Origin of the sequence: Desulfoferula mesophila (assembly GCF_037076455.1) — a bacterium.
GTDB classification, from domain to species: domain Bacteria; phylum Desulfobacterota; class Desulfarculia; order Desulfarculales; family Desulfarculaceae; genus Desulfoferula; species Desulfoferula mesophila.
Genome location: NZ_AP028679.1, coordinates 4,100,519 through 4,125,544 on the forward strand (window position 1 = coordinate 4,100,519; position 25,026 = coordinate 4,125,544).

General features: G+C 68.1%; 31 protein-coding genes. 24 read left to right on the forward strand and 7 right to left on the reverse strand.

Annotated elements, in window-relative coordinates:
- The first annotated feature begins 42 nt into the window (after window positions 1-42).
- The 5 genes from amrS to tatA are packed head-to-tail and all read left to right on the forward strand — an operon-like array spanning window position 43 to window position 3,207.
- Entirely contained in the window at window positions 43-1,083 is a 1,041-nt protein-coding gene (amrS, locus tag AACH32_RS18935; protein WP_338603064.1) for an AmmeMemoRadiSam system radical SAM enzyme, read from the forward strand.
- The gene (gene radC, locus AACH32_RS18940) at window positions 1,083-1,817 is read left to right on the forward strand and encodes a RadC family protein (RefSeq protein WP_338603066.1); all 735 of its coding nucleotides are present in this window, start codon (window positions 1,083-1,085) and stop codon (window positions 1,815-1,817) included. The genes amrS and radC overlap by 1 nt, the downstream gene beginning before the upstream one ends.
- Window positions 1,814-2,527 carry an orotidine-5'-phosphate decarboxylase gene (gene pyrF / locus AACH32_RS18945; protein WP_338603068.1) on the forward strand — a complete coding sequence of 238 codons (714 nt, stop codon included), beginning with the start codon at window positions 1,814-1,816 and terminating at the stop codon, window positions 2,525-2,527. Before radC ends, pyrF begins: the two co-directional genes overlap by 4 nt.
- Window positions 2,528-2,586: 59 nt before the next feature.
- Window positions 2,587-2,961 carry a hypothetical protein gene (locus tag AACH32_RS18950; RefSeq protein ID WP_338603070.1) on the forward strand — a complete coding sequence of 125 codons (375 nt, stop codon included), beginning with the start codon at window positions 2,587-2,589 and terminating at the stop codon, window positions 2,959-2,961.
- A gap of 39 nt (window positions 2,962-3,000) precedes the next feature.
- Window positions 3,001-3,207 carry a twin-arginine translocase TatA/TatE family subunit gene (tatA, locus tag AACH32_RS18955; RefSeq protein ID WP_338603073.1) on the forward strand — a complete coding sequence of 69 codons (207 nt, stop codon included), beginning with the start codon at window positions 3,001-3,003 and terminating at the stop codon, window positions 3,205-3,207.
- Between the two features lie 53 nt (window positions 3,208-3,260).
- On the opposite strand, the gene AACH32_RS18960 is transcribed toward tatA, so the two are convergent.
- Window positions 3,261-3,428, reverse strand: a complete 168-nt coding sequence (locus tag AACH32_RS18960; RefSeq protein ID WP_338603075.1) for a hypothetical protein — start codon at window positions 3,426-3,428, stop codon at window positions 3,261-3,263.
- Window positions 3,429-3,869: 441 nt separating this feature from the next.
- Between AACH32_RS18960 and ald the strand changes: the two genes are divergently transcribed.
- Both ald and dnaA read left to right on the forward strand, forming a co-directional pair.
- A complete protein-coding gene (gene ald, locus AACH32_RS18965) occupies window positions 3,870-4,973 on the forward strand; it encodes an alanine dehydrogenase (RefSeq protein ID WP_338603078.1) in 1,104 nt (367 codons plus the stop codon).
- 589 nt (window positions 4,974-5,562) lie between these two features.
- The gene (gene dnaA, locus AACH32_RS18970; protein WP_338603080.1) at window positions 5,563-6,951 is read left to right on the forward strand and encodes a chromosomal replication initiator protein DnaA; all 1,389 of its coding nucleotides are present in this window, start codon (window positions 5,563-5,565) and stop codon (window positions 6,949-6,951) included.
- 181 nt (window positions 6,952-7,132) lie between these two features.
- Here dnaA and AACH32_RS18975 read toward each other — a convergent pair whose 3' ends face one another.
- From AACH32_RS18975 to AACH32_RS18985, 3 genes are all read right to left on the reverse strand, one after another.
- A complete protein-coding gene (locus tag AACH32_RS18975; protein WP_338603082.1) occupies window positions 7,133-7,471 on the reverse strand; it encodes a GIY-YIG nuclease family protein in 339 nt (112 codons plus the stop codon).
- A 3-nt stretch (window positions 7,472-7,474) separates the two neighbouring features.
- Window positions 7,475-7,954 carry a DUF6530 family protein gene (locus AACH32_RS18980; protein WP_338603084.1) on the reverse strand — a complete coding sequence of 160 codons (480 nt, stop codon included), beginning with the start codon at window positions 7,952-7,954 and terminating at the stop codon, window positions 7,475-7,477.
- Window positions 7,955-8,184: 230 nt separating this feature from the next.
- Entirely contained in the window at window positions 8,185-8,511 is a 327-nt protein-coding gene (locus AACH32_RS18985) for a hypothetical protein (RefSeq protein WP_338603087.1), read from the reverse strand.
- Between the two features lie 134 nt (window positions 8,512-8,645).
- Here AACH32_RS18985 and AACH32_RS18990 point away from each other — a divergent pair, with 134 nt between their 5' ends.
- From AACH32_RS18990 to AACH32_RS19070, 17 genes are all read left to right on the forward strand, one after another.
- Window positions 8,646-8,963: a Mor transcription activator family protein gene (locus AACH32_RS18990; RefSeq protein ID WP_338603089.1), complete on the forward strand. Its 318-nt coding sequence runs from the start codon at window positions 8,646-8,648 to the stop codon at window positions 8,961-8,963.
- Between the two features lie 194 nt (window positions 8,964-9,157).
- Window positions 9,158-9,328, forward strand: a complete 171-nt coding sequence (locus AACH32_RS18995; protein WP_338603092.1) for a hypothetical protein — start codon at window positions 9,158-9,160, stop codon at window positions 9,326-9,328.
- A 25-nt stretch (window positions 9,329-9,353) separates the two neighbouring features.
- Entirely contained in the window at window positions 9,354-9,590 is a 237-nt protein-coding gene (locus tag AACH32_RS19000; protein WP_338603094.1) for a hypothetical protein, read from the forward strand.
- 2 nt (window positions 9,591-9,592) lie between these two features.
- On the forward strand, window positions 9,593-9,829 hold the full coding sequence (locus AACH32_RS19005) for a hypothetical protein (protein ID WP_338603097.1): 237 nt from the start codon (window positions 9,593-9,595) through the stop codon (window positions 9,827-9,829).
- Window positions 9,826-10,278, forward strand: a complete 453-nt coding sequence (locus AACH32_RS19010; protein WP_338603100.1) for a hypothetical protein — start codon at window positions 9,826-9,828, stop codon at window positions 10,276-10,278. The genes AACH32_RS19005 and AACH32_RS19010 overlap by 4 nt, the downstream gene beginning before the upstream one ends.
- Window positions 10,275-11,750, forward strand: coding sequence for a phage terminase large subunit (gene terL / locus AACH32_RS19015; RefSeq protein WP_338603103.1), 1,476 nt, complete (start codon window positions 10,275-10,277; stop codon window positions 11,748-11,750). The genes AACH32_RS19010 and terL overlap by 4 nt, the downstream gene beginning before the upstream one ends.
- A gap of 8 nt (window positions 11,751-11,758) precedes the next feature.
- The gene (locus AACH32_RS19020) at window positions 11,759-13,225 is read left to right on the forward strand and encodes a phage portal protein (RefSeq protein WP_338603106.1); all 1,467 of its coding nucleotides are present in this window, start codon (window positions 11,759-11,761) and stop codon (window positions 13,223-13,225) included.
- A gap of 2 nt (window positions 13,226-13,227) precedes the next feature.
- Complete coding sequence (locus AACH32_RS19025; protein WP_338603109.1) at window positions 13,228-13,875, forward strand: HK97 family phage prohead protease; 648 nt, start codon at window positions 13,228-13,230, stop codon at window positions 13,873-13,875.
- A gap of 29 nt (window positions 13,876-13,904) precedes the next feature.
- On the forward strand, window positions 13,905-15,131 hold the full coding sequence (locus tag AACH32_RS19030) for a phage major capsid protein (RefSeq protein WP_338603111.1): 1,227 nt from the start codon (window positions 13,905-13,907) through the stop codon (window positions 15,129-15,131).
- Between the two features lie 149 nt (window positions 15,132-15,280).
- Entirely contained in the window at window positions 15,281-15,892 is a 612-nt protein-coding gene (locus tag AACH32_RS19035) for a head-tail connector protein (protein WP_338603114.1), read from the forward strand.
- Window positions 15,889-16,332, forward strand: coding sequence for a hypothetical protein (locus tag AACH32_RS19040; RefSeq protein WP_338603116.1), 444 nt, complete (start codon window positions 15,889-15,891; stop codon window positions 16,330-16,332). Before AACH32_RS19035 ends, AACH32_RS19040 begins: the two co-directional genes overlap by 4 nt.
- On the forward strand, window positions 16,329-16,757 hold the full coding sequence (locus tag AACH32_RS19045) for a hypothetical protein (protein ID WP_338603119.1): 429 nt from the start codon (window positions 16,329-16,331) through the stop codon (window positions 16,755-16,757). The genes AACH32_RS19040 and AACH32_RS19045 overlap by 4 nt, the downstream gene beginning before the upstream one ends.
- A 28-nt stretch (window positions 16,758-16,785) precedes the next feature.
- A complete protein-coding gene (locus AACH32_RS19050) occupies window positions 16,786-17,820 on the forward strand; it encodes a phage tail tube protein (RefSeq protein WP_338603122.1) in 1,035 nt (344 codons plus the stop codon).
- 122 nt (window positions 17,821-17,942) lie between these two features.
- Window positions 17,943-18,485, forward strand: coding sequence for a hypothetical protein (locus AACH32_RS19055; protein ID WP_338603126.1), 543 nt, complete (start codon window positions 17,943-17,945; stop codon window positions 18,483-18,485).
- 2 nt (window positions 18,486-18,487) lie between these two features.
- The gene (locus AACH32_RS19060) at window positions 18,488-19,111 is read left to right on the forward strand and encodes a DUF3786 domain-containing protein (protein ID WP_338603128.1); all 624 of its coding nucleotides are present in this window, start codon (window positions 18,488-18,490) and stop codon (window positions 19,109-19,111) included.
- Window positions 19,112-19,151: 40 nt separating this feature from the next.
- Window positions 19,152-19,697, forward strand: coding sequence for an epoxyqueuosine reductase QueH (locus tag AACH32_RS19065; protein WP_338603130.1), 546 nt, complete (start codon window positions 19,152-19,154; stop codon window positions 19,695-19,697).
- 66 nt (window positions 19,698-19,763) lie between these two features.
- Window positions 19,764-20,711: a 2-hydroxyacid dehydrogenase gene (locus AACH32_RS19070; protein WP_338603133.1), complete on the forward strand. Its 948-nt coding sequence runs from the start codon at window positions 19,764-19,766 to the stop codon at window positions 20,709-20,711.
- An 83-nt stretch (window positions 20,712-20,794) separates the two neighbouring features.
- On the opposite strand, the gene AACH32_RS19075 is transcribed toward AACH32_RS19070, so the two are convergent.
- The 3 genes from AACH32_RS19075 to AACH32_RS19085 all read right to left on the reverse strand — a co-directional run bounded on the left by AACH32_RS19075 (window position 20,795) and on the right by AACH32_RS19085 (window position 24,887).
- Window positions 20,795-21,145 carry a hypothetical protein gene (locus AACH32_RS19075; protein ID WP_338603136.1) on the reverse strand — a complete coding sequence of 117 codons (351 nt, stop codon included), beginning with the start codon at window positions 21,143-21,145 and terminating at the stop codon, window positions 20,795-20,797.
- A gap of 124 nt (window positions 21,146-21,269) precedes the next feature.
- Window positions 21,270-21,737 carry a PH domain-containing protein gene (locus AACH32_RS19080; RefSeq protein ID WP_338603139.1) on the reverse strand — a complete coding sequence of 156 codons (468 nt, stop codon included), beginning with the start codon at window positions 21,735-21,737 and terminating at the stop codon, window positions 21,270-21,272.
- 156 nt (window positions 21,738-21,893) lie between these two features.
- Window positions 21,894-24,887, reverse strand: a complete 2,994-nt coding sequence (locus AACH32_RS19085; protein ID WP_338603142.1) for an FAD-dependent oxidoreductase — start codon at window positions 24,885-24,887, stop codon at window positions 21,894-21,896.
- Between the last annotated feature and the right edge of the window lie 139 nt (window positions 24,888-25,026).

A 25,026-nucleotide genomic window follows, 5' to 3' on the forward strand; every position in this document is an offset into this window, starting at 1 on the left:
CCCGGCCTGTGTTAATCTGAGCCTATAACGGGAGAACGAGCCATGCGCGAGGCCATGCTATACGACAAGACCGGCGACCGGGACCAGGTGCGCTGCCGCCTGTGCGCCCACGGTTGCCTCATCGATCCGGGCAAGCGGGGCATCTGCCAGGTGCGCGAAAACACCGAGGGCACCCTTTACTCCCTGGTCTACGGCAAGCCCATCGCGGGCAACGTGGACCCCATCGAGAAAAAGCCCCTGTTCCACTTTTTGCCCGGCACCACCAGCTACTCCATCGCCACCATCGGCTGCAACTTCCAGTGCGCCTTTTGCCAGAACTGGGACATCAGCCAATACACCCGCGAAGGGGGCAGCGACATTCCCGGCGGCGGGCCCGGCGGGGCCGAGGTGAGCCCCCGACAAATCGTGGAGGCGGCGCAAAGGGCGGGCTGCGCCTCCATCTCCTACACCTACACCGAGCCCACCATCTATTTTGAATACGCTTACGACTGCATGAAGCTGGCCCACCAGGCGGGGCTCAAGAACGTGTTCGTGACCAACGGCTACGAGTCGGCCGATTGCATCGAAGCGTGCCAGGGCCTGCTGGACGCGGCCAACGTGGACCTCAAGGCCATGAGCGACGGCTTTTACCGCCGCGAGTGCAAGGCCTCGCTGCAGCCGGTGCTGGACACCCTGCAGCGCGTGCATCAGGCGGGCATCTGGCTGGAGGTGACCACCCTGCTCATCCCCGGCAAGAACGACTCTCCCCTGGAGCTGACCAAGCTGGCCGAGTTCATCGCCCGGGAGCTTTCCACCGAGGTGCCCTGGCACATCAGCGCCTACACCCCCCGCTACAAATATAGTAAGGGCGGCCCCCAGCGCACCCCGCTGGCCACCCTGGAGATGGCCATGGGCCTGGGCTTACAGGCCGGGCTGAGCTACGTGTATCCGGGTAATCTCTTCGGCCACGACGGCGAGAACACCAAGTGCCCCGGCTGCGGGGAGAAGATCATCGGCCGCCGGGGATACTCGGTGAGCGACCAGGTGGCCAAGACCGGCCTGTGCCCCTCCTGCGCCCAGCCCATTTCCGGGGTGTGGCGCTGATGGGCTCCCCGCCCCATCCCGGCGCGGGCCATCGCGGCCGCCTGCGGGAGAAGTTTTTGACCCACGGCCTGGGCAAGTTCACCGACGAGGAGGCCCTGGAGCTTTTGCTCACCCTGGCCACCCCCCGCCAGGACTGCAAGCAGCAGGCCCGCGGTCTGATGGGTGAGTTCGGCAGCCTGCGGGCGGTGCTGGAGGCCCCGCCCGCCGATCTGGCCCAAATCAAGGGCATCGGCCCCAAGAACATTTTGGGGCTCAAGCTGGTGCCCGCCGTGGCCCGGCGCTATCTGGAAGACCGGCTCATGGACCAGGCGGCCCTGGGCGATCCCGCCCAGGCGGCGGAATACCTGCTGCTGACCATGGGTCCGCTCAAGCAGGAGGTGTTCCGGGTGCTGCTGTTGGACTCCCGCCGCCGGGTGCTGGCCAGCGAGGACCTGTTCAGCGGCACCCTGAACCAGGCGGTGGTCTATCCCCGGGAGGTGGTGGCCAAGGCCCTTGCCGCCGGGGCTTCCGAGGTGGTGGCCGCCCACAACCACCCCAGCGGCGACCCCACCCCCAGCGGGGCGGACCGCCGCTTGACCCGCCAGCTATACTTTGCCTGCCGGGGGGTGGGCCTGGCGCTTCTGGACCACCTGGTGGTGGGGCGCGAGAGCCTGTACAGCTTTAGAGAGCAGGGGGAGATCGTCCTCCTGGCCCGGGAATACGACGCCATGAACCTGGAGGAGACGGCCCCATGAACCCACGCGACCGCCTGATATTCGCCCTGGATGTGGACAACGCCGACGAGGCGGAAGACCTGGTGCGCCTGCTGGCCCCGGAGGTGGGGGTGTTCAAGGTGGGCCTGGAGCTGTTCGTGGCCGCCGGACCTTCGGTGGTGGAGCGGGTGCGACGGGCCGGGGCCCGGGCCATCTTTCTGGACCTGAAGCTGCACGACATCCCGGCCACCATGCGCGCCGCCGCGAGGGCGGCCGCCGGGCTGGGGGTGGATTTGATAACCTGCCACGCCGACCAGGCGGGCATCTTCGCGGACATGGACCTGGGTGGGGCCAAGTTGCTGGGGGTCACGGTGCTCACCAGCTTGGGGAGCCAGGAGCTTAAGGCCATGGGCTATCCGCCCGAGCTGCAAGACCCCCAGGCCCTGGTGCTCCGGCGGGCCTCCCTGGCCCTGGCCGCGGGCTGCGCCGGGGTGGTGTGCTCGGGGCTGGAGGCGGCGGCGGTGCGCAAGGTGTTGGGACTCCAAGCGTTTATCGTCTGCCCCGGCATCCGCCCGGCCAGCGGGGAGGTCCACGACCAAAAGCGGGTGATGACCCCGGAGCGGGCCATCGCCGCCGGGGCCAGCCACATCGTGGTGGGCCGGCCCATCCGCACCGCCGACGACCCCCCGGCCGCCGCCCGGGCCATGGCCGCGGGCATCGCCGAGGGCCTGGCCCAACGCCCGCCTGCTTGACTGCCCTGGGGGCCGCTGGTAGAGTTTAATCGCATTGTTGGAAGGTTAAGAGGTGTCCCGTGGCCGAGGTTATCGACCTTCAAGGACGCAAGGGCAAAGAGAGGCGCATAGCCGAAGGCAGAGCCCGCCGCCGCGCCGAAGCGGTGGCCAGTTCGCTCAGTTGCGGCATGTGCCCCCGGCGTTGCGCCCACTGCGGCCAGCCCGCCGAATTCGTGGCTCCGCCGCCGATGGACGCGCCCTACCCCTTCTGCGAAGTGTGCCAAGAGGAATACGAGGCGTTCCGTCGCTTGGAAAAGGGGGGTGAACCCGAGGCCTTTTGGCACACCCCCCAGTGGGCCACCACTTGGCGCACCTGGCTGGCCCACATGCAGGCCAATCAGGAATTCCGGGGGTCGCCCGCCTTCCTGAAGCTCATGGAGGAACACCTGGACTGAGGGCCGTGAGGGTCTCTCACCTGGGAGGAGGCTGAGGTTATGATCGGCGGGATAGGCATTCCCGAACTTCTTATCATCCTGGTCATCGTCCTTCTGATCTTCGGGGCGGGCAAGCTGCCCCAAATCGGGGGCAACCTCGGCAAGGCCATCAAGAACTTCAAGGGCGGGGTCAAGGAAGACGAGACCGACGAGTTGAAGTCGGCCAAGTCCGAGGAGCTTGAGGACAAAAAGGCCGAAAAAAGCTAGACCCCGTCTTTCGCGAGAGTTTCAGGCCGCCGCGCTCACCACGGCGCGGCGGCCTATTTTTTTGCCCGCGCCGGGTTGCTCCCCCGGCCTGGCAGCAGGGGCTCCAGCCCCAGGCCGGCCAAAAACACCAGGCAGCACAGGGGCCTGGTGAGGAAGCGGCCGTCCGAGGTTACCCAGGTGAGCCCCGCCACCACCAGCGCCGCCCCCAAAAACCCCCACACCAGCCAGGCCTCCCGCCGGGCCGGCCCCGCCCGCCGGGTGTCGACCCAAGCACCACCTCCCGCCCAGAGCAAGCCAAGGAGCGGCGGGAAATTTTTCCACCACCTGTCCCCTAGCCCGGCCGGCCTGGCCGCCGATGGAGACCTTTCCGCCGCAGTGTTGTGGAAAAGTCAATCAACTAATTGGTTATAATAGAAATCATCTTGTTGAAAACTTGTTGATTGGCTATTGAAAAGCCCAAATGACGGTGGAAAACCCGGATGAAAAACGGTTGTTATTCCGGCAGACTCGGTGAAAAACTCGTTGAGTTCACCAAATGGTTGGTGGAAAAACGGCGGGTAATTCCCTGAGAGCGGTTGAAAGGCCGGGGGTAAATGGCGCAAAAATAGCAGGTGGCCGGTGGATAACCCGCCGGGCCCGAGCTTCGAGCCGGGAGGCATAACATGCTCATCGGGGTGCCCAAGGAGATAAAGACCGAGGAATACCGGGTGGCCATGACCCCCGCCGGGGTGCGGATCCTGGTCGCGGCGGGCCATCAGGTGCGGGTGGAGACGGGCGCGGGCCTGGGCGCGGGCATCACCGACGAGGCCTACGCCTCGGCCGGAGCCCGGCTCACCGACGCCGTCGGGGCCTGGGAAGCCGCCATGGTGGTCAAGGTCAAGGAGCCCCTGCCCCCTGAATACGGCTATTTCCGGCCCGGCCTGCTGCTCTACACCTATCTACACCTGGCTGCCCAGCCCGAGCTGACCCACCGCCTGATCCAGGACCGGGTGACGGCGGTGGCCTACGAGACCATCCAACTGCCCGACGGCAGCCTGCCCCTCTTGGAGCCCATGAGCCGGGTGGCCGGGCGCATGGCGGTGCAGGCCGGGGCCCACTACCTGGAGCGCCCCCAGGGCGGGCGAGGGGTGCTCTTGGGCGGGGTGCCCGGAGTGGCCCCCGGCCGGGTGGCCATCCTGGGGGCCGGGACGGTGGGCCACGCGGCCCTGAAGATGGCCCTGGGGCTCCGGGCCCAGGTGACGGTGCTCAACCGCACCGCCCCCCGCCTCAACCACCTGGACGACCTCTACGGCGGGCGGGTGACCACCCTGCTCTCCCTGCCTGAGACGGTGGCCGAGGCCTGCGCGGCCAGCGACCTGGTGATCGGGGCGGTGCTCTCGCCGGGGGCCAGGGCTCCCCAGCTGGTGAGCGAAGAAATGGTCGGGAGCATGCAACCCGGTTCGGTGATCGTGGACGTGGCCATCGACCAGGGCGGCTGCGTGGCCACCATGCGCCCCACCACCCACGCGGACCCGGTGTTCACCGTGCACGGGGTGATCCACTACGGAGTGGCCAACATGCCCGGCGCGGTGGCCCGCACCAGCACTCTGGCCCTGACCGGGGCCACCCTGCCCTACGCCCTGGTGCTGGCCCATGAGGGCCTGGCCGCCGCCCGCCGCGACCCCGCCCTGGCCCTGGGGGTCAACACGGCCGGCGGGCTGTTGGTGCATCCGGCGGTGGCCGCCGCCCTGGGCCAAAGCGCCGCGCCCCTGGAGCAGGCTCTCTGAGCCCGCGCCGAGGCCGCGCTTCCAGCGGTTTCGGGTGCGCATGGCGAAAACCAGCCCTGAAAAACGACGGGTTGCCGGGGGGTGAAATTTTTTTTGAACCCCCTCCCTGGGCCGGGACACCATCTTTGGTCATATTTCCCGGTAGTTATCCGCCGCCTTAATCCAATGAGATTAATTTGGGCGAAAAACGCCGAAATATCGCGATAATCGTCGAAAATAGGATTACGCCTATGTGGCCAAAATATGGCACAGTTGTGACATTATTGAGAAACTCAAGCGTGGATGGAGCTTAGCCCAACTGCCCACAGAGGCCTTCATTCAGGCACCTACAGAAATTGTCCTTCGATTTACAGTGAAACCAAATGGTTATCATTGTGGTCAAGTGGAGGAAGCTTACGGGCCACGCCGAGATATATCAAGATTGACCGCTGGTGGGAACAAAAGCAATGATGCTCCAGACACAATGTCGCACCGGGTCACTTTTTAAACACAGTCTTATTCGCTTATTAATTCCGCCTTGTCGCGGATTCACGGGGGCCTTTTTTCCTCAACCATGAACTACGGCCAATCACATACGCACAATACCCCCATGTTGGAGCCTTCCCCCAGCGCCTCGGCCAGGCCAGCCGAGGCGGAAATTTTATGGCGGAAGCTATTGAGCAGCCTGGACGGCGGCCTGGATCCCCAGGACTACGGCCTGTGGCTGGAACCACTACAGCCTAAACCCCTGCGGGGTAACCGGCTGGTACTGCTCTGCCCCAACCAATTGCATCTCAACACCGTTCAGCAACGCTTCGCGCCCTTGCTGCAACAGCATCTGGCCGAGCTGCACCCCGATCTGGAGCTGGTTCTGGAGTCTCCCCGGCCCGCCGCGCGCCGCGCCTCCCAGCCGCCCCCCCCGGCGGCCCCGGCCCCCCGCCAGATGGAGCTGCCCCGCATGGGGGCCTTGCAGATGCCCCGGCTGAACCAGCGCTACGTTTTCGACAACTTCGTGGCCGGCGGAGGCAACGAGTTCGCCTTTGCCGCGGCCAAGGCCCTGGCCGGCGGCGGCGGCTTGTTTTCTAACGGCCTGTTTTTGGTCTCGGGCACCGGCCTGGGCAAGAGCCACCTCACCCAGGCGGTGGGGCACCAGATCCTGGGCTACATGCCCCAGACCAGAGTGGCCTACCTGACCGCCGAGGACTTCACCAACCAGATGATCGCCGCCATCCGGGGCAAGCGGGCCGACCAGTTCAAACAACGCTTCCGCACCGGCTGCGACCTGCTGCTCTTGGAGGAGGTCCAGTTCCTGGCCGGCAAGGACAAGACTCAGGATGAGCTGGTCTATACCCTGGACGCCCTGGCCGACGCGGGCAAGCGGGTGGTGTTCACCGGGCGCATGGCCCCGGCCCAATTGCAGGGCCTGGCCCCGGCCCTGGTCAGCCGCCTGGCCGACAGCGTGACCGTGGGCATCGAGCCCCCGGACTTCGCCACCCGGGTGCGCATCCTCAAGCGCCAAGCCGCCCAGGAGGGCATGGCCGTGCCCCCCGAGGTGCTGGAGTTTTTGTCCCAGGAGATACCCGACGACGTGCGCCGCCTGCGCTCGGCCCTGGTGGGGCTCATGGCCCGCGCCAGCCTCACCGGACGGCCCCTCGACCTGGGCCTGGCCGCGGAGGTGTTGGGCCAGTTGGCCTCCCGCCTGCGCCGGGTGAGCCCGGCCCAGATCCGCGACCTGGTGGCCACGGTCTACGGCATGGAGAGCAAGCTGCTCACCGGCAAGAGCCGCAAAAAGGCGGTGGTGCGGCCGCGCAACCTGGCCATGTGCCTGTGCCGCCGCCACACCGACGCCTCCTTCGCGGCCATAGGCCAGGTGTTCAACCGCAACCACGCCACGGTGATGTACGGGGTGGACCAGATCGAACGCAAGCTGGAGATCGAGCCCAAGCTGGCCGCCGAGTTGGCCTTCTTGGAGCAGCGCTTGGGGGTGAGCGGCGGCTAGAGCGGCCTGACCGGGCTAGTGGGCGGACATGCGGCCACGGCAAAATGCAAGCCACGGGCCAGGCGCTAGCCTGGCCCTTTCTTTTGGCGTGGGTGGTGGCGGGGACGCGCCGCCGCCCCGAGGCGGGCCGCTGATTTTTTCTCGCGCTTAAAAATCCCAGGCGATCCGGCCCGCGACCCGCTCAGGCCTCACTTGGGAGGTTGAGTTTGTCCTGCCAGATCATGCGCAACAGTTCCAGGTCTTGGGCGTAGTCGCTTTTCGTTTCGTCCTGGTCGTATTCCAGACGTTCCAGCACCTCGACGATGAAATTGTCCGCGCCCTGCTCGCTCCACTCGGATTGCAGCCGCCGGTCGGGGTGAGAACCCCGCGCAAGCTGGAAACGATAGCGGTTCATCAGGCTTTTCAGATCCTTGGCCGAGTATAGATAGCAATTTCCGCTTATCCTGGATTGGATCCGGAACACCCCCATCTCCGGCTTCATGCTCTTGTACATTTCCTTGAGTTCTTTTTTGTCGGCCATCGCTCAATAACCCATTTCCCTTAAAATCCGGGCCAGCATCTTAAGCCGCTCTCCGATCAGCTCATCGTCACGGTGCAGGGCCTCTGAAAATAGCTGCATGTCTTCATCGATCTTTTCGTTGTCCAGGCAGACGGCGACGGTCATGGCCTCTCCCTGCAGGCCGACCCTGGCGATTTGGGCCTGGTCCTGGTCGTAGAGCTTCTCGTAGCGGTAGGCCTCCCTGAAATGAAGCAGGGACTGACAGATCATGATCCCCAAATCCAGCACGCGGTGCAGGGGCAATTCCTCTGATTGCCGGGACCACTTGCCCCCCGTATGCCGCCAAACCTTGGCGGATATCTCGACCTTGCCCCGTTCGTTCCATTGGGCCAGCCCCAAGGAAAGGCCCTTGGCATCGGAATGATTGGCGTAGCGGCCGTCCACCTTCTCGTAGTCCTCCACCACGAAAACCGGCTTGTGCTTAAGGTATGTAGGGACCTTCATGCGGCCTGCCCTTTCCCTTTTTAGTAATTTACTAAATTAGTAATTTATTAAATTAACAGGCCCCGGCCGCGCTGTCAACCAGGGGACCGAGCAAGTTAAGAGGGATGTGAGACAAAGGCAGACGCTGCAGGGCAAGGCGGCAGGCGAACGAGGGACGCAGGCGTAGTCTACCTACGCCGAGGACCGAGTGACGCCGACAACGCCGCCATGCGGCGTCTGGCGCAGCCGCCTTAGTGCTTGCCGGCTATCACCAGCCGCAACCTCCTCATCCGCCGCTTGATGAGATAGCCCAAGGCGTCGCGGGCCGTGCGCAGCAGGGCCTGGTCCTCGCGGTCCAGGGGCAGGCAGTCTTCCCGGCGTTGCCGGACCCGCCAAAACGCCAAGCCCAAACCCAGCAGAAGCAGCCCCGCCAGGCCCAGCAGCAGGTACAGGCCCAGGCTCGAGGACTCGCTGACCGACGGCGGGGGCGCGGGCGGCCAGAAGGGCGGGGGATCGGCCACGCGAACCACCAAGCAGCCGGGCAGAGCGGCAAAACAGGCCGTCAGTGGAATGGCCAAGCGGCCAGCCCGATTGTGGAATTTTGAAATCTGTTGACATATACCCATAAAGGCTATATTAACCTGAGCTGCGAGTGCTTCACCAATAGCACACCGGCAGGATCGTTTTGAACCAAAAGCTTCAAGGAGAAAACATGGAACAGAACCTTTTGAGGGGTCCGGGCCTGGTGCCCGGCTGGATGAAGCGGGTGCAGGCCGAGCAGCTCCCCGAGGTGTACCAGGAGATCGCCGGGGTCATCGGGCTGGAGCCCACCCTGCAACTGGCCCAGGTGTTCTCGGGCAACAGCGTGTACTTCCCCAAGCTGGAGCGCTGTCTGCTGGATTTGCGCAACCAGCTCATCCGCGACGAGTTCGACGGGGCCAACACCCGCCAACTGGCCCGGCGCTGGGGGCTCTCCACCCGCCACCTGCGCTACATCCTGCACCCCGAGCGCCCCGGTAGTGACAACTAGACCGCTTGGCCCCCGACCCGCTCCCCCCAATCCCCCCTCGTACAACCCGACCCGGAGACCGCCCAAGGAAGCAGCGCCGCGCGCTTCCTGGGGAAGACGTATTTGTGCGCCCCCGGCCTGGGCCGCCCCCCATGGGGGGCCTAGGCTAGCCCCAACATCACACCGGCGGCCCCGGCCGCCGACAGGAGGCGAGCATGAGCCTGATGAAGACCAAGACCTTTTGGACCGGCCTGGCCGGTTTATTCACCGCGGTGGGCGCCTACTACGCCGGGGAGGCCTCTCTGGGGGAGGCCATGCAGACCGGCCTCACCGGCCTGGTGGCCATCTTCCTGCGCCAGGGCCTCTTGGGCCTCGCCCAAGACTAGGTCCGTGGGCGAGGAGGAGATCAAGGTGGCTCTGGAAAGCCTGCGCGGCCAACTCCAGCGGCTGGACACGGTGCTCAAGATGAGCGTGGCCGAGCAACGGCGCATCAACGCCGACCTGGCCGCCGGGGCCCAATCCCTGGGCGGCCAGTGCCGAGGACTGGACCAACGCCTGGACCGCCTGGAGACCCGCCTGGCCGCCTATACCGGAGGCCTCTTCACCCTGTGGCTGCTGTTCCAGGTGGCCCAAAGCCTGTGGAGGTAGCCGTGGAAAGAACATCGCGCCTGATCGCCAGGGGCCTCAAGGCCGAGAAACGTGAACGCCTCAATCAGTTGGAGATCAAGATCGACCGGCTGGGCAAGGACATCAACTACTACCTCTACAACTTCGACGGGGTTGAGGCCATGCGCATCGACCACGCCGAGCAGGCCATGGAAGAGCTGGTGGCTGCGGTGCGCGAATACAAGGCCCTGGACCGGGAGATCCAGGAGATGGCCGAGTGAGCCCCACCGTCCATCAGCTGCGTGAGCAGGCCCGCTCCCGCTTCATGGCCGGGCTGGAAACCGAAGCGGTGGCCGCCGAGCTGGGGCTCAAGCCCCAGCGGGTGGCCGCCTGGGCCGCGGCCGAGAACTGGGCCGCCCGCCGCCGGGCCTGGTGGTCCGATCCCCGGGGCGCGGCCGCCGCCCTGCGCCAGCTGTTGGGCCGCCGGGTGGAAGAACTCATGGCCTTGGGCGAGCTTTCGCCCCAGGACGCCGACCATTTGGCCAAGATCGCCGCCGCCTGCGCCCGCCTGGAGCGCGAGGGCTACGACCTCAAGGCCGCGGCGGTGGAGGTAGGCGAGCGCCTGGCCGCCCTGGCCGGCGAGGAGCCGGACAGCGAGGCCCAGCGGGCCTGGCTGGGGCGTTTGCTGGAAAAGCTCTTCACCCGCCTGGAAGGCGAGGCCGGGGCGTGAGCAGCGCCGCCGCCCGCAAGATGAGCGCCGCCCGCTTTCGCCAGCGGGCCGCCGAGGTGGTGGGCCGCCTGCACACCGAGGCCGGGGCCTTTGGCCCGGACGACCCGTCCCCCCAGGTTCGCAAGTCCCGCGCCGCCGAGGACCCCCTGTATTTCTGCCGCCTGTATCTGCCCCACTATTTTTGCGACGCCTTCGCCCCCTTTCACCACGAGCTGGTGGAGCTACTCACCCCGCGCGGCAGCGCGGTGGTGCCGGTGGCCGTGGCCGCGCCGCGCGGCTTTGCCAAGACCACCCTGGTCTCCTTCGGCTACGTGCTGCACAAGTTGCTGTTCAACAAACGGCGCTTCGTGGTGATCGGCTCGGACACCGCCGACTTGGCCGGGAACCTCACCGCCTATCTGCGCCTGGAGCTGGGGCTCAACCCCCGCCTGGCCGAGGACTTCGGCCCCGGCTGCCGGGCGGAGGGCCCGGCCGGGGACTTCGTGGTGGGCGGCCACGCCCGGGTTTTGGCCCGGGGCAGCGGCCAGCGCCTCCGGGGCCTCAAGCACGGCCGCCACCGGCCCGATCTGGTGATCCTGGACGATCTGGAGAACGACAAGAACGTACGCAATCCCCGCCTGGTGCGCGAGTGCCTGGAGTGGATCACCCAGGCGGTGTACCCGGCCCTGGACCCCGGCGGCAGCCTGTTCATCATCGGCACCATCCTGGCCCGCTCCAGCGCCCTGGCGGTGATGGTCAACAGCCCCGAGGAGCCCTGGAAGGGCTACACCCGCCGGGTGTACCGGGCCCTGGACGACGAGGGCCGCTCCCTGTGGCCCGCCCGCCATCCCGAGGCCGCCCTCTTGGAGCAGAAGCGGCTCATGGGCTCCAAGGCCTTCAACACCGAAAAGCAGAACGACCCCCGCGACGAGGACGGCCTGTTCCAGGAACAGTGGCTGCGCTCCTACCACCCGGCCGAGTTGCCCGGGCGGGAGCTGGCCGTGGCCGGTTTCCTGGACCCCTCCCTGGCCACCGGCAGCCACGGCGATTTCAAGGCGGTGGTCACCGTGGGCCTGGACCGCGAGCGCCAGGTCTTCTACGTGCTGGACGCCTTTATCCGCCGCTGTTCCCTGGACCAGCTCATCCGCGCGGTGCTCCGGCGTCTGGCCCGCCACCAGTACCTGGTGTTCGGCATCGAGGACAACGTGTTCCAGCGCCTCTTGTTGGACCAGTTCGCCGCCGCCGCCGCCGAGGCCGGGGTGAGCCTGCCGCTCCGGGGAGTGACCCAGCGGCTGTCCAAGGAGCTACGCCTGGCCGGGCTCAGCCCCCTGGTGGAGCGGGGCCTGGTGCGTTTCCGGCCCGAGCACTCCGACCAGGGCGAGCTGATCGAGCAGTTGCTTCACTTCCCCTCCCCCAACGTGCACGACGACGGCCCCGACGCCCTGGAAGGGGCGGTGGGCCTGGTCAAATCCACGGGGCCCAACGTCTGGTGAGGAATTACATGAAAAACTGGCTGAGCAATCGACTGAACCGCCGCCGCGCCAAGCGCCTGGAGCTGCCCCCGCCCCCGCCCGGCCCCCCGCCCTTTTTGGGCGGCGGCGCGGCCACCGGCCGGGCCCGCCAACTGGGGGCCTACCAGGGCTGGGTCTTCGCGGCGGTGAGCACCATCGCCCGGCGCATGGCCGGGGTGCCGCTGCGTCTGCAACAGGCCCAGGGACTGGAGGTGGGCGCCCACCCGGTGCTGGACCTGATGGCCCGGCCCAACCCGCTCAACACCGGGCGGGAGCTGCGCTACACCCTGGCCCTGCATCTGGAGCTGACCGGCATGGCCTTCGTGCTGGTACTCAACAACGCCCTGGGCCGCCCGGCCGAGCTGTGGCCCCTGAACCCGGCCGACCTCATCGAGATAAGCACCGGGCCCGACACCCGCCGGCCCATCACCGGCTTCGTGTTCAGCGGGCCGGGGGGCAAGCGCACCGTGTACCGCCCGTCCGAGCTGCTCTACTTCCGCCACCCCAGCCCGGCCAGCCTGGTCTACGGGGCCAGCCCCATCGAGGCCATGGCCCACGCCTTTGACATCGACCTGGCGGTGCGGGTCTATCAGCGCAACTTCTTCAGGAACTCGGCCCGCCCCGAGGTGGTGCTCTCCACCGAGCAGCGCCTCACCGAGGACGAGGCCCGCCGGGTGCTGACCCGCTGGCGCCAAAAGCACCAGGGCCTGGCCCACGTCTTCGAGCCCACGGTATTGGACGGCGGGCTCAAGGCCACCCCCCTGGCCTACTCGGCCAAGGACTTCGAGTTCGCCCAGCTGGCCGGCTGGACCCAGGACAACATCCTGGCCGCCTACGGGGTGCCGGCGGGCAAGCTGGGCCTGGTCAAGGACGTGAACCGGGCCAACGCCCAGGGCATCGAGGTGACCTTCAACTCCGAGTGCGTGCGCCCCCGCCTGGAGCTGTGGGAAGACGTGCTCAACGCCTTCCTGCTGCCCCGCTACGGCGCGAACCTCCGGCTCAAGTTCGACAACCCGGTGCCCTCCGACCGCTCCCAGACCCACAAGGAGGCCATGGAGCAGCTGGACCGGGGAGCGATGACCATCAACGAGTACCGCGCCCTGCAAGGGCGCACCCCGGTGACCTGGGGCGACGAGCCCTACACCCCGCCGACCCAGCAAAACGCCGCGCCCGCCTGGGGCCTGGCCCCGCAGTTCCCCCCGGAGCTGGAGCCCCAGGTGCGTTCCGCCCTGGAACAGGCCTGGCCCCGCCTGGAGGGGCGGTTTGCCGGGTGGTCGCGGGCCAAGGTGGCCCGGGAGCTGGCCGAGCGGCCCCAGGCCGTGGAGGGCCTGCTGCCCCAGGGCCTCAGCCCGGCGCGGCGCGCCGCCCTGGTTCGGGAGCTGACCCGCTGCCTGACCCGGGGCCTGGATATAGAGCAAACCCTCGCCAAGCTGGGCCGGGCGGCCCAAGGAGAGTAGCCATGAAACTGGTGCACAAGGTTATGGACTTCGAGGTGGGCCAGGCGGACGAAGCGGCCCGCACCTTCTGGGCAGTGGCCTCCAGCCCCACGGTGGACCGCCAGGGCGACCTCATCGAGCCCGCAGGCTGGGACTTCGCCAACTTCCTCAAGAACCCGGTGATCCCCTGGTCCCACGACTACGCCTCGCCCCCGGTGGCCCGGGCCCTGGCGGTGAAGGTGGAAAACGGCCGCCTGCTGTTCAAGGCCCAGTTCCCCACCGCCGAGGAATACGCCTTTGCCGACACCATCTACCGGCTCTACAAGGGCGGCTATCTGCGGGCCTTTTCCGTGGGCTTCGCCCCCCTGGAGAGCGAGGCGGCCACCCACAAGCTGGGCGGCCGCACCATCAGCGGAACCCGTTACACCAGGCAGGAGCTCTACGAGATCTCCTGCGTGACCCTGCCGGCCAACCCCGAGGCCCTGGTGGCCCTGGGGCTCGGCGGTCCGCGCCCCAACCCCAGCCCGGCAGCCCCCTTCACCCCATCCCCGGCGCGGACCCCGGGCGCTCCCGGCGCGGTGCACCCCCTGGCCGCGCGGGCCCTGGCCCAGGCGGCCCTGGGCGAGCTCATCGCCGCCCGCCTGCGCTACCACCTGGGCCTTCTCAACTGAAACCAACCTAGCCGATAGGAGCCGAGAACATGAAACAAGCCAAGATCATCGAACTGTTGGAGCAGGCCACCGGCCTGTCGTTGGACGAGGAAAGCCTCAAGGGGCTCATCGACACCCGCCTGGAAAAGCTGCTCAGCGCGGTGGAGCCCCGTCAGGTCTCCCTGGGCGGCGAGCTCAACGGCGGCGGCCTGGGGCTCAGCAAGTACCTGGGCGACGTGCGCCGCCTGGGCATGGGCCAGGCCCCCCGCCATCTGGCGGCCGACGAGCTGGTGAGCCTGAACTCCCCGGCCCAGAAGGCCCTGGAGGCGCCCCAGGCCAAGGACCTGCGCGAAGGCGCCACCACCGCCGGGGGCTATCTGGTGCCCACCGAGCAGGCCGGCGAGGTACTCAACCTGGTCAACAACTTCAGCGCGGTCAAATCCCTGTGCCGCCAGGTGCCCATGACCGGCCGCCAGATCACCTTCCCCACCATCAGCGGCGGGCTCACGGCCTATTGGGTGCCCGAGGCCAGCGACACCGAGACCTACGGCCTGGGCGACGGCGTGGCCCACGGCGAGAAGCCGCGCAGCGACGCCACCTTCGGCCAGCTGGCCCTCACCGCCCACGTGCTGGCGGTGAAGGTGGTGGTCTCTAACCAGCTGTTGGACGACTCCGACCCCGGCGTGGACCAGGTGCTGCAAAACCTGTTCGCCGAGACCATCGGCCAGGCCTTTGACGTGGCCTGCCTGCGGGGAACCGGCGCGGCCACCGATCCCATCACCGGCCTGGTGGGCAAGATATCCACCAACGCCCTGAGCGTCAGCGGCGATCTCAGTTTCGACGACCTGGCCGGGCTGATCTTCGCGGTGTACCAGAACGCCCCCCACGCCGCCTCGGTGCCGGTGCTGGGCCATCCCAAGGCCGAGAAGGTGCTGATGACCCTCAAGGACACCAACGGCGACTACGTCTACCGCCAGCCGGGCCAGCCCCGGGCCGAGAGCCAGGGCCAGCCCATGGTGTGGGGCGAGCCCTTTGTGCGCGACCCCAACATTCTCACCAACCTGGGCACCGGCACCAACGAGACCCGCCTGTTCGCGGGCGACTTCGCCGGCAGCGCCCTGGTGGGCCAGCGCCAGGGCCTGGTGGTCAAGACCAACCCCTGGGCCGAGCCCTACTTCTCCTACAACCAAACCGCCTTCCTGGCCGAGGTGCGCATCGGCTTCAACCTGAGCGACGAGAAGCGTTTCGCCATGCTCAGCGCGGTGCCCACCGCCTAGCCCCAACCCGCCCCGGAAGCCCCGCGCCTCCGGGGCCCCACGGAGCAGCCGCCATGCCCAAGAGCTAAGTCAAAATCATATCGGGGCCCCCTTGCCACACGGCCGTTTTTCGGCCTCCCGTGGCCAAGACCCCGGCCCGGAGCTGAACCATGGCCCTATCCATCGACGCCCTGACCTCCCTGGCCCAAGTGAAGCAGTACCTGGGCCTCAGCGCCGCCACCCACGACGCCCTGCTGGAGGGGCTCATCGAGGCGGTGAGCGCCCAGTTCAACGCCTTTTGCGGGCGCAAGCTCATGGCCCGTGACTACTCCCATGTGAGCGGCGACGCGGCCTATGACCCGGACAACGCCCTGCTCTCGGGCTCGGGCTATCCCGAACTGCTGCTGCCCCAATATCCGGTGATCAACCTGAGCAGCCTGGTGGTGGAAGGCCGGAGCCTCGCGCCTTCGGAAAACGGGAGCACCGGCTGGCTCTTGGACGCCGGGGCAGGGGTGCTCAGCCTCATCGGCCTGGTGTTTCCCCGGGGCTCGCACAACCTGGGGGTGGTGTACCGGGCCGGCTTTGGCGCCGCCCCGGCCGACCTGGCCCAGGCGGCGGTGGAGCAGAGCGCCATGCGCTTCCAGGAGTCGGCCGCCGGCCAGGGCCGCCTGGGGATAAGCGCCCGCACCCTGGCCGACGGTTCGGTGAGCTACCACTCCGGCGAGCTGCTGCCCCAGGTGCGCGCGGTGTTGGAGCGCTACCGCAACCGGAGCCTGCTGTGATCGGCCTGAGCGCCCGCCTGGAGGGGGAGAACCCCTTCACCCGTTTGGAGCGGGTCTTGCCCGAGGTGCTGCGCGCCTCATTAGAGCAAGCGCTCGAAGTTGGTCTGGCCGCCGCCCTGGCCCGCATGCGCCCCGGCGGGGGCGGGCCCCAGATTCGCTCCGGCCGCCTAGCCGCCAGCCTGGCTACCGAGGTGTATAAGGACGGCGACGCATGGGTGGGCCGCCTGAGCGCCGACGCCCCCTACGCCGCGGCCCAGGAACACGGGGCCGTGATCCAGGCTAATAAGGCCAAGTATTTGAAATTCCAGGTGCAGGGGCGCTGGGTCCAGAAGCAGCGGGTGGAGCTGCCCGCCCGGCCCTATCTGCGCCCCGGGGCCGAGGCCGCCGCCGAAGCCCTTAAGGAAATCGTCAGCCAAAAACTAAGGGAGGCCCTGGCATGACCCGCGCCCAGATCATCGCGGATTTGATCAATTGCCTTAAGGCCATGGGCCCGGCCCAGGGCCAGCCATTGGCCGCAGCCACCGTGGAGCGGGGCATTCACCTGGCCCACGAGCTGCCCGAGCTGCCCGGCCTGGCCTTGTTCAACCAAAAGCTCGAAACCACCGAGGAGAGCGACCGCAGCGCCCAGCGCCGCCTGGTGTTGCATCTGTGGGGCGCGGTCCACGCGGTGGACGGCGACTTCAGCCAGTTGGATCAGCTAATCGCCGGGGTTTACGCGGCGTTGGCCGATCCGGCCCTCAATCCCCACTGGGCCCTGACCACCACCGGCAACCTGGAGCTGTACGAAGGCGGGGCTGGCGATCCCCTGGGAATCTTCGACCTGGAGCTGAGCGTGACCTACGAATCGGCCCTGGGCATCATTTGAGCAAATACTCTAACTTAAGGAGAACGACATGAGCAGCGGCAAGGAGATCAAGGCCGCCCTGGCCCAGGCCGGCGTGTGGGGCCAGGCCGTGGCCTGCAGCGACGGCGACGCCCTGTACATCACCAACGAGTCGGTGAGCCAGAGCATCGAGCACCTGCCCGACGACTCGGCGGGACAGGATTTTTACACCGCCAGCGACCAGGGGCTCATCACCTGCGGCGGGGCCATGGGGGCCTATCTGCGCTACCAGAGCCTGGGGGTGCTTCTGGCCCTGGCCCTGGGCTCGGCCGAGGCCCCCAACGCCCAGGGCGGCAGCGGCTACCTGCACCGCCTGGTGATGACCGGCGGCCTGGAGGGGCTCTTCGGCACCCTGGCGGTGGCCAAGGGCTTCTCGGTACACGAGTTCGCCTCGGTCAAGGTGGACGGCCTGACCATCGAGGGCTCGGCCGGCCAGCCGGTGACCGTGAGCTTCGATCTTATCTGCGATGGCCTGAGCCTCAACGTGGACACCGGGGCCAACACCCTGGCGGGCATGACCGCCCTGGCCGCGCCGGTGCGCGGCGAGCGGGTGCTGTTCCGCCAGGCGGCTTTCCGGCTTAATGACGCCTCCGGCGCGGCGCTGAGCTCCGGCGACGCCATCCACCCCAGCCGCTTTTCCCTGAGCCTCAAGCGCGGCCTCACCGGCGACCACCTGGCCGGCAACAACGACAAGATCAGCGAGCCGGTCACCGGGTCCTTCCCCGAGGTGAGCCTGACCCTGGAGTTCCCCACCTACACCAGCGACACCTACCTGAGCGACCTGGGCAGCCACACCCAGAAAAAGCTCTCCATCGTCTTCACCGGCGTGGAGATCGAGTCCGGGGTCAACTTCGGCCTGAGCCTGGCCATGCCCCACCTGGTGATCACCAACGCCGAGGCGGCGGTGGACAAGGCGGGCAAGATCGCCCATCCCGTGACCCTGGACGTGCTGGCCCCGGCCTCCGAGGTGGCGGGCATGAGCGGGCTTTTGGCTCCCCTGGCCCTGGAGCTCACCAACACCCGGGACGCGGCCCTGCTGGCCTAAGCCGGGGATAAAGGCAGAAAAGGCTTTATTCGCCATCCCCCGGCGGGTATCGTAACCGGGTCGGACCCAGCGTCCGATCCGGTTTTTTATTTTCCCCGCCACCCCAACCGGAGGCCGCAGCCATGGAAACCATCCCACCCCTCGCCCCCAAGGTGCCGCTGGAGGAGATGAGCCTGGAACAGCGCATCGGCGCGGCCAAGCTGCTCATGGTGGAACTGGAAGGCGGCCTCAGCGACGGGGTGAGCTACCTGGCCCCGGACGGCGGCGAGACCCTGCCCCTGTACCGGGCCGACATCCTGGGCCTGGAGAGTTGGCTGGCCGCCGGGCGCCTGCTGGTCCTGGTGGCCCGCCCCGGCCTGGCCGCGGCCGAGGCCCTGGCCCGGCGCCTGGGGGCCGTGCTGCGCACCTCGGGCGGGGACAAGGGCATCCTGTTCAAGCAGGCGGTCTGGGAAAACCAGGTGTCGCCCGTGGAAGCGGTTTACCTGGGCCGCGACATGGACGACCTGCCCGCCCTGGGCTTGGCCGGGCTGGCCGCCTGCCCCCCCGAGGCCCCGGAATGGGTGCGCTCGGTGTGTCATCTGGTCACCGAGGCCCCGGCGGGGCGGGGGGCGGTGCGCGAGCTAGTGGACCGCCTGTTGGCCGACTACCTGCCGGAGACGATCTAGCCGTGTTCGATTCGGAAAAGCCCGACGTCTATGAAAAGGTGTACCTGGGCCTGGTGGAGCGCCTGGCCGGCGTGGATTTCGCCGGAGCCGCCGCCTCCCTGGGCCTGGAGCGCCAAGGCGCCGGTTGCCTGGTGCCCCTGCTGGGCGGTGAGTACCTGGTGGGCCCCACCGGGGTGAGCCTGGCCGAGGGCGGCAAGGCCTTCATCACCCATCGCATCGTCTTGGCCTGGTACCTGTTGCACGCGGGCAGCGGCGAGCCCAGCGGGAGCATGGTCCCCTACCGGGAGCTGCCCGGCGGGGCGGATTTTGCCCGCGCCTTGCAAACCTTGGTGCATCAGCGCCTGGCCGAGGGCTTCGCGGGCCGCCTGGCCCAGCTCAAGCGAGCAGCCGCCTCCCTGGGCGCCGAGGAGTTGGAGTCCTCCAGCCCCCACGACGGGGCCTGGCGCTTCGCGGCCCTGCCCAAGTTGCCCTTGGAGCTACGCTTCTACGACGCGGACGATGAGTTCCCCGCCGAGGCCAAGGTGCTCTACGACCTCACCGCCCCCAACTTCCTGGACCTGGAGTGCCTGGCCGCCCTGGCCCATATCCTGGTGCTGGAGCTGGAGCGGGCGGCGCGAAACTCCTAGGGGCCTACCGCCCGGGCCATGGTTGGGATAAACTGACAACATGCGCGTTTTACTGCACATCTGCTGCGGGCCCTGTTCCATCATGCCCGTGGCCGCCCTGCGCGAGGAGGGGGCGGAGATTCGGGGCCTGTTCTACAACCCCAACATCATGCCCTACACCGAGAACCTTAGGCGGCGCGAGACCCTGGAGGCCTGGGCCGCCGGCGAGGACCTGCCGCTGATCGTGCAGGACGAGTACCAGCCCGAGGAGTGGCTGAGAAACGTGGCCTGGCGGGAAAACCAGCGCTGCGCCCCCTGCCTGTCCCAGCGCCTGGAGCGGGCGGCGGCGGTGGCCAAGCGGGGGAACTACGATTTTTTCAGCACCACCCTGCTCTACTCGGTGCGCCAAAAGCACGAGCTGATCTCCGAGCTGGGCCAGTCCATCGGCAAAAAACGCGGGGTCAAGTTCCTCTACCGCGACTGGCGGCCTTACTGGCGCCAGGGCATCGAGCGCTCCCAGGAGCTGGGCCTGTACCGCCAGCAATACTGCGGCTGCATCTTCTCCGAGCGCGACCGCTACCTGCCCCAGCCGGGCCACCCCGCCTGAGCCCCCGACCCGCTTGCCAGCCCGGAGCGCCTGCCGTAGGATGAGGGCATCAATCGGAGAAAGCCCATGCGCATCCTAGTGGCCAGCCTCAATTTTCCCGCCGTGGCCCAGACCCTTGCGGGCAACCTGCCCGGCGACGAGATAGTCCCCACCCCCGAGCCCGAGCTGGCCCAGGCCTGCAAGAGCGCCCAGGTGGTGGTGCCCACCATGGCCCGCATCCCGGCCGAGGTGATTAGGGGCAGCGGGCTTCAGCTCATCCACCAGTGGGGGGTGGGTCTGGAAGGGGTGGACATCGCCGCGGCCACCGCCGAGGGCATCCCGGTGTGCAACGTGCCCGCCGACCAGGCGGTGGAAAACGCCGAGAGCACCTCGGAGCACGCGGTGTTTCTGATGATGGCCGTGGCCCGGCGGCTCAACCGCTTTGCCGACACCTTCCGCCAGGGGCCCTGGGGCACACCCCTGGGTACCTCCCTGTTCGGGCGGCGGGCCCTCATCGTGGGCCTGGGCCGGGTGGGCCAAGCCCTGACCCGGCGGCTGGGGGACCTGGGCATGGAGGTGGCGGGCATCAAGGCCCACCCCGACCCCGCCCTAGCCGAGGCCCTGGGTCTCATCGAGCTGGCCGGGCCCGAGGATCTGCACCGCCTGCTGGGGGCCAGCGATTTCGTGGCCGCCACCCTCACCGCCAACCCCAGCACCGTGGGCATGTTCGACCAGGCCGCCTTCGCGGCCATGCGGCCGGGGGCCTTTCTGGTCAACGTGGGCCGGGGCTCGGTGGTGGACGAGGCCGCCCTGCTGGCCGCCCTGGACGCGGGGCATCTGGGCGGGGCGGGGCTGGACGTCTTCGCAGCCGAGCCCCCCGCGCCGGATAACCCCCTGCTGCACCATCCGCTGGTGGTGGCCACCCCCCACATCGGCGGGGTCACCGAGCAGAGCTTCGCGGCCATCGGCCGCCGGCTGGCCGCCAACATCGAGCGCCTGCGCCGGGGCGAGCCCCTGCTGTTCCGGGCCAACTGAGCCCTCCCCCGGAGGGTTACCAAGCACAAAAAAAGGGGCGCGCCCTTGGGCGCGCCCCGATATGGCTCGTTGAGCGACGGGAACTAGGCGGGTTTTTCCTCCTCGCCGGTCTTGGCGGCCTCGGGCACCTCCTCGGCCGAAGCGGAGTCTTCCATGGCGGCCAGCTTGGCCTTGAGCTCGGCCACTTCATTCTTGTAGCGCTCGGCGTCCTCGTCAGTGCCCGGCGCGGGGCTGAAGGGCTCCAGGGCGGACTCGCCCTCGGCGCGCTTCTTGTCCTTCATCTCCTCGGCACCCAGATAGGTGGCCAAGACCCCACCCAGGATCAGAATGGGCGGTAGGACGCCCTTGAGCAGCCACAGGAATTCATCCCACCAGGCGAAGATGCCGATGATTCCCAACAATAAGGCAACCAGTCCACCCACCAATGCCACCATCGCTATATCCTCCTTCAGAGAAAGTTTATTATCGCGGATAGGCGGGTGGCCGTGTGGTGCCGTCCCGCTCTTTTCTAGGTAACATGGGGCCTAGGTGCCTGTCAAACCTTTGCGACTCCAGGGGTTAGCCCCTGAAGGCTCCGTAGACCCGCTGATCGCTGGCTCCCCGCTCCACCAAAACCCGTTTGAAGCGCTCCGGCCGGGGCACCCCGCTCAGGCGCAGTTCCACCTCGCCCTCGGGACCCTTGGCGAACACGTGCACGTGGGCCACCCCCAACAGGCGCTGGGAAATGCCCCGGCGCAGGTCCACCAAGGTGATGTCGCCGATCTTCACCTCCTGCTTCACATGGGAGGGGAAGGTGCGCTCCACCTCCAGGGTGTCGGCATCGACCCGGTACATGCGGGTGAAGCGGGTGATGGCCACGTAGGCCGCGATGAGCGAGGCCAGCAACTGGCCCAGGGCGGGCGAGATCCAGGTCTCGGCGTTTATCTGGGGACCGGCCAGGAAGATGAAGATGCCGAAGTACCACACCCCGAAGGACTGCCAGGCGGGCCGAAACTCCGCATACTCGCCGATGGGGGTTGGGGCCACGCTAACCTCCTTTGGCCCTGGGGCCTGATGCCGAAATATACCCGGGTCAGCCTATAACGCCCCGGAGGCTTTGGCAAGACATGCCGTGGGCCTAGCACGCCCCGGCGCGCCGGGGAACCAAGGCGGGGACGCGCGGGCGCAGGCAGGCTCAAGCGATTACTTTAGCCTGGCGAAACGTCCGGACCATTGCTGGCGGGCGCTTTGCTGGCGGGCGCAATCCGGGCAGATGTATTCCCCCAGGCGGTGGGGCTTGTGGTGCTTTTCCAGACGGCCGGCCAGGCGCTCCAGATAGGCGGCAGGGGCGTAGGGCTGGCCGCAGCTCGAACACTTGACCAGCTCCATGTCCTTGAGCACGGTGCCCACCAGGGTGGTCTTGCGCTTGCCGTTGTCGTCCACCAGCCGGATGGCCCCGGTGGGGCAGGCGTTGGCGCAGGAGCCGCAGCCGATGCACCGGTCGGCGGCGCGCTCCAGGTCCAGGATCACCCCCCGCTCGGTCTTGGTGTCTTCCAGGACCAGGGCGTTGACCCCCACCTCGGCGCAGGCGCTCTGGCACAGGCCGCAGCCGATGCACAAGTCGCAGCGCAGGCAGCGCTTGGCCTCGTTCAGGCCCATCTCGTCGGTAAGGCCCAGCTCGGCCTGGTCGAAGGTGGCCGCGCGCACCTTGGGGTCCAGCTTGGGGATGTCCGGGCGCTCGAGGTGAATCTTTTCCTCGGCCCCCATCATCAGGGTCTCCACCTGGGCCCGGGGACGGGGATAGATCAGCGCTTCGTCGAGCTTTTCGCCGCTCAGGTAGGCGTCCATGGCCAGGGCGGAGCGCTTGCCCGCGGCCACCGCCTCCACCACCGTGGCCGGGCCGGTCACCGCGTCGCCGCCGGCGAAGAGCCATTCCAGGGAGGTCTGGCCACTGTCCGGGTCGGCCATCACCGTCCTGGCGCACAGGCTGGAATCCTGGGCCCAGGGGCCCAGGCAGGTCAGGTCGGGCCGCTGGCTGATGGCCGCGATCACCGCCCCGGCGGGCATGACGAAATCGCTGCCCTCCACCGGCTGGGGACGGCGGCGCCCGGAGGCGTCGGGCGGGCCCAGCTCGGCGCGCAGGCACTTGAGCCCGGTCACCTGGCCGCCTTCGCCCATCACCGCAATGGGAACGGTCAGGAAGGCGATGTCGATGCCCTCGGCCAGGGCGTCTTCGATCTCCTCGTCGTGGGCCGGCATCTCGCCCCGGGTGCGGCGGTAGCTGATGGTCACCTCGCAGCCCAGGCGGCGGCAGGTGCGCGCCGCGTCCATGGCCGCGTTGCCGCCGCCCACCACCACCACCCGCTCGGCGGGCTTGCCCTGGGTGCCCAGCGACACCCCGCGCAGGAAGGTGATGGCGTCGTGCACCTGGGGATAGTTCTCTTCCCCCTCGATGCCCAGGGTAAAGCCCTGTTGGGCCCCGATGCCCAGGTAGACCGCCTCGTAGCCCTCGGCCTTGAGCTGGTCCAGGGTGAAGTCGCGCCCCAGGGCCTGGCCCTGGCGGATATCCACCCCCACCTCGGCGATGGCCACCACCTCGGCGTCGATCACCTCCCGGGGCAGGCGGTAGGCCGGGATGCCCATGAAAGTGGTGCCGCCCATGACCTCCTGGGCCTCGAACAGGGTCACTTCGTGGCCCTGCACGGCCAGGAAATAGGCGGCGGTCAGGCCGGCGGGCCCGCCGCCGATCACCGCCACCCGCTTGCCGCTGGGCGGCGCGGTCTGGGGCCGGGGATAGCCGCCTTCGGCCAGGGCGTGGCGCGCGGCCACCGCCTTCATGGCCCTGATGGAGATGGGCTGGTCCATCTGGGCCCGGAGGCAGGAGCGCTCGCAGGGCGCCGGGCACACCAGGCCGCAGATATAGGGCAAGGGGTTGTCCTGGCGGATCACCCTCACCGCCTCGCTGTACTTGCCCTGGCCGATCAGGGCGATGAACGAGGGGATGTCTATGCCCGCCGGGCAGCCGTAATGGCAGGGGGCCACCGTGGGCTTGTTGCAGTCGTAGGTGGGGCAGGAGCGCCCGGCCGCGTGGGCCTCCCACTCGTCGTGGAAGTAGCGCAGGGAGCTTACCAGGGGCCAGGCCGCCGGAGAGCCCATGCGCTCCAGTTGGGCGGTGATGGCCTCCAGCTGCTCCAGCGTCTCGGGGCCGCCCCGGCGCAGGGTGAGCTGGATGGTAAGGCGCACGGCGTGCCAGGTGAGGCTGCGCGAGTCCTCGGAGGGATGCTCGCCCAGCTGGGCCAGGCGGATCAGGGCCCGGCGGGTGAGGTCCACGATGCAGGTTTCCGGGCCCACCGCGTACAGGGTGCCGAAACCGGGCCGCACCCCGGCGATCATCATCTCCTCTGGGGCCATGGTCAGGCCGCCCGCGTCGGCGGGCAAAAAGCCGCCCACCCCGGAATCCAAGGCCAGGGCCTTGACCGATCCGTCCAGCTTGATGCCGCCCACCTGCTCCAGGATGCGCGACAGGGGCTGGCCCAGTTCCACCTCCACCAGGCCCTTGCTGGCGGTGGCGCCTCCCACGGTGATCAGCCGGGTGGCGGGCTGGGCCTGGCGCTCCGGGCCGGGGCCGGGGTGCTTGAGGATGCGCAAAACCTGGTACCAGGTCTCCAGGCAGTGGGTCAGGCGCACGCGGCCGTTCTGGGTCGCGGGCGGGGGGCCGTCCCCCACCAGAACCTTGAGCTCCAGCTCGCGCCCGGCGGGGATGCCCCGGCGGGCCAGCTGGTCCATGGCGTCCAGGAGCACCGGGCGCAGGTAATCCAGGCTGGGGTCCAGCAAAATCAGGGCCTGGCGGGCTCCGGTGACCAGGTGGGCCAGGTACAGGGCCTCGATGACCCCGTAGGGGTCGTGGCTCAACAGGCTGGACTCGGCCAGGCCCTGGGGGTCGCGCAGGCGGGCGTCCGCCACCATCTCGCCCTGCTGCTTGGCCCGGGCGAAATCCCACCAGTTCAGGAAAATGGGCTGACCCGCCTCCTTGCGCCGCCTGAGGCCGGAGTCGCGCAGGCGCACCACCGCCTCCAGCAGGTCCATCTTGGTAATGGCAAAGCCCCCGGCGTCCAGATAATGGTCCAGTTGGGGAAGTTGGTCGTCTTTCAGACGCTCAAGAAGGGGATAGGGAACGTCGGTGGCTGGAGAGCTCATGTCAGTCTGCCTCTTGGCTGTTAATGGGCTTCTAAGGCGAAAAAAGGGCCGCTGAACTGGGGAGGATTATATACCCCCATTTTCCCTCGGCCAAGCCTATCATCCCTCCCGCGAACCGGGCAACCACGCGGCGAGAGGC

What these genes read in the sequence shown, in the direction of transcription:
- amrS (WP_338603064.1), top strand. Translation starts at nt 43, where the DNA reads ATGCGCGAGGCCATGCTATACGACAAGACCGGCGACCGGGACCAGGTG.
- radC (WP_338603066.1), top strand. Translation starts at nt 1,083, where the DNA reads ATGGGCTCCCCGCCCCATCCCGGCGCGGGCCATCGCGGCCGCCTGCGG.
- pyrF (WP_338603068.1), top strand. Translation starts at nt 1,814, where the DNA reads ATGAACCCACGCGACCGCCTGATATTCGCCCTGGATGTGGACAACGCC.
- tatA (WP_338603073.1), top strand. Translation starts at nt 3,001, where the DNA reads ATGATCGGCGGGATAGGCATTCCCGAACTTCTTATCATCCTGGTCATC.
- ald (WP_338603078.1), top strand. Translation starts at nt 3,870, where the DNA reads ATGCTCATCGGGGTGCCCAAGGAGATAAAGACCGAGGAATACCGGGTG.
- dnaA (WP_338603080.1), top strand. Translation starts at nt 5,563, where the DNA reads ATGTTGGAGCCTTCCCCCAGCGCCTCGGCCAGGCCAGCCGAGGCGGAA.
- AACH32_RS18975 (WP_338603082.1), bottom strand. Translation starts at nt 7,471, where the DNA reads ATGGCCGACAAAAAAGAACTCAAGGAAATGTACAAGAGCATGAAGCCG.
- AACH32_RS18980 (WP_338603084.1), bottom strand. Translation starts at nt 7,954, where the DNA reads ATGAAGGTCCCTACATACCTTAAGCACAAGCCGGTTTTCGTGGTGGAG.
- AACH32_RS18990 (WP_338603089.1), top strand. Translation starts at nt 8,646, where the DNA reads ATGGAACAGAACCTTTTGAGGGGTCCGGGCCTGGTGCCCGGCTGGATG.
- AACH32_RS18995 (WP_338603092.1), top strand. Translation starts at nt 9,158, where the DNA reads ATGAGCCTGATGAAGACCAAGACCTTTTGGACCGGCCTGGCCGGTTTA.
- AACH32_RS19020 (WP_338603106.1), top strand. Translation starts at nt 11,759, where the DNA reads ATGAAAAACTGGCTGAGCAATCGACTGAACCGCCGCCGCGCCAAGCGC.
- AACH32_RS19025 (WP_338603109.1), top strand. Translation starts at nt 13,228, where the DNA reads ATGAAACTGGTGCACAAGGTTATGGACTTCGAGGTGGGCCAGGCGGAC.
- AACH32_RS19030 (WP_338603111.1), top strand. Translation starts at nt 13,905, where the DNA reads ATGAAACAAGCCAAGATCATCGAACTGTTGGAGCAGGCCACCGGCCTG.
- AACH32_RS19035 (WP_338603114.1), top strand. Translation starts at nt 15,281, where the DNA reads ATGGCCCTATCCATCGACGCCCTGACCTCCCTGGCCCAAGTGAAGCAG.
- AACH32_RS19045 (WP_338603119.1), top strand. Translation starts at nt 16,329, where the DNA reads ATGACCCGCGCCCAGATCATCGCGGATTTGATCAATTGCCTTAAGGCC.
- AACH32_RS19050 (WP_338603122.1), top strand. Translation starts at nt 16,786, where the DNA reads ATGAGCAGCGGCAAGGAGATCAAGGCCGCCCTGGCCCAGGCCGGCGTG.
- AACH32_RS19055 (WP_338603126.1), top strand. Translation starts at nt 17,943, where the DNA reads ATGGAAACCATCCCACCCCTCGCCCCCAAGGTGCCGCTGGAGGAGATG.
- AACH32_RS19065 (WP_338603130.1), top strand. Translation starts at nt 19,152, where the DNA reads ATGCGCGTTTTACTGCACATCTGCTGCGGGCCCTGTTCCATCATGCCC.
- AACH32_RS19070 (WP_338603133.1), top strand. Translation starts at nt 19,764, where the DNA reads ATGCGCATCCTAGTGGCCAGCCTCAATTTTCCCGCCGTGGCCCAGACC.
- AACH32_RS19075 (WP_338603136.1), bottom strand. Translation starts at nt 21,145, where the DNA reads ATGGTGGCATTGGTGGGTGGACTGGTTGCCTTATTGTTGGGAATCATC.
- AACH32_RS19085 (WP_338603142.1), bottom strand. Translation starts at nt 24,887, where the DNA reads ATGAGCTCTCCAGCCACCGACGTTCCCTATCCCCTTCTTGAGCGTCTG.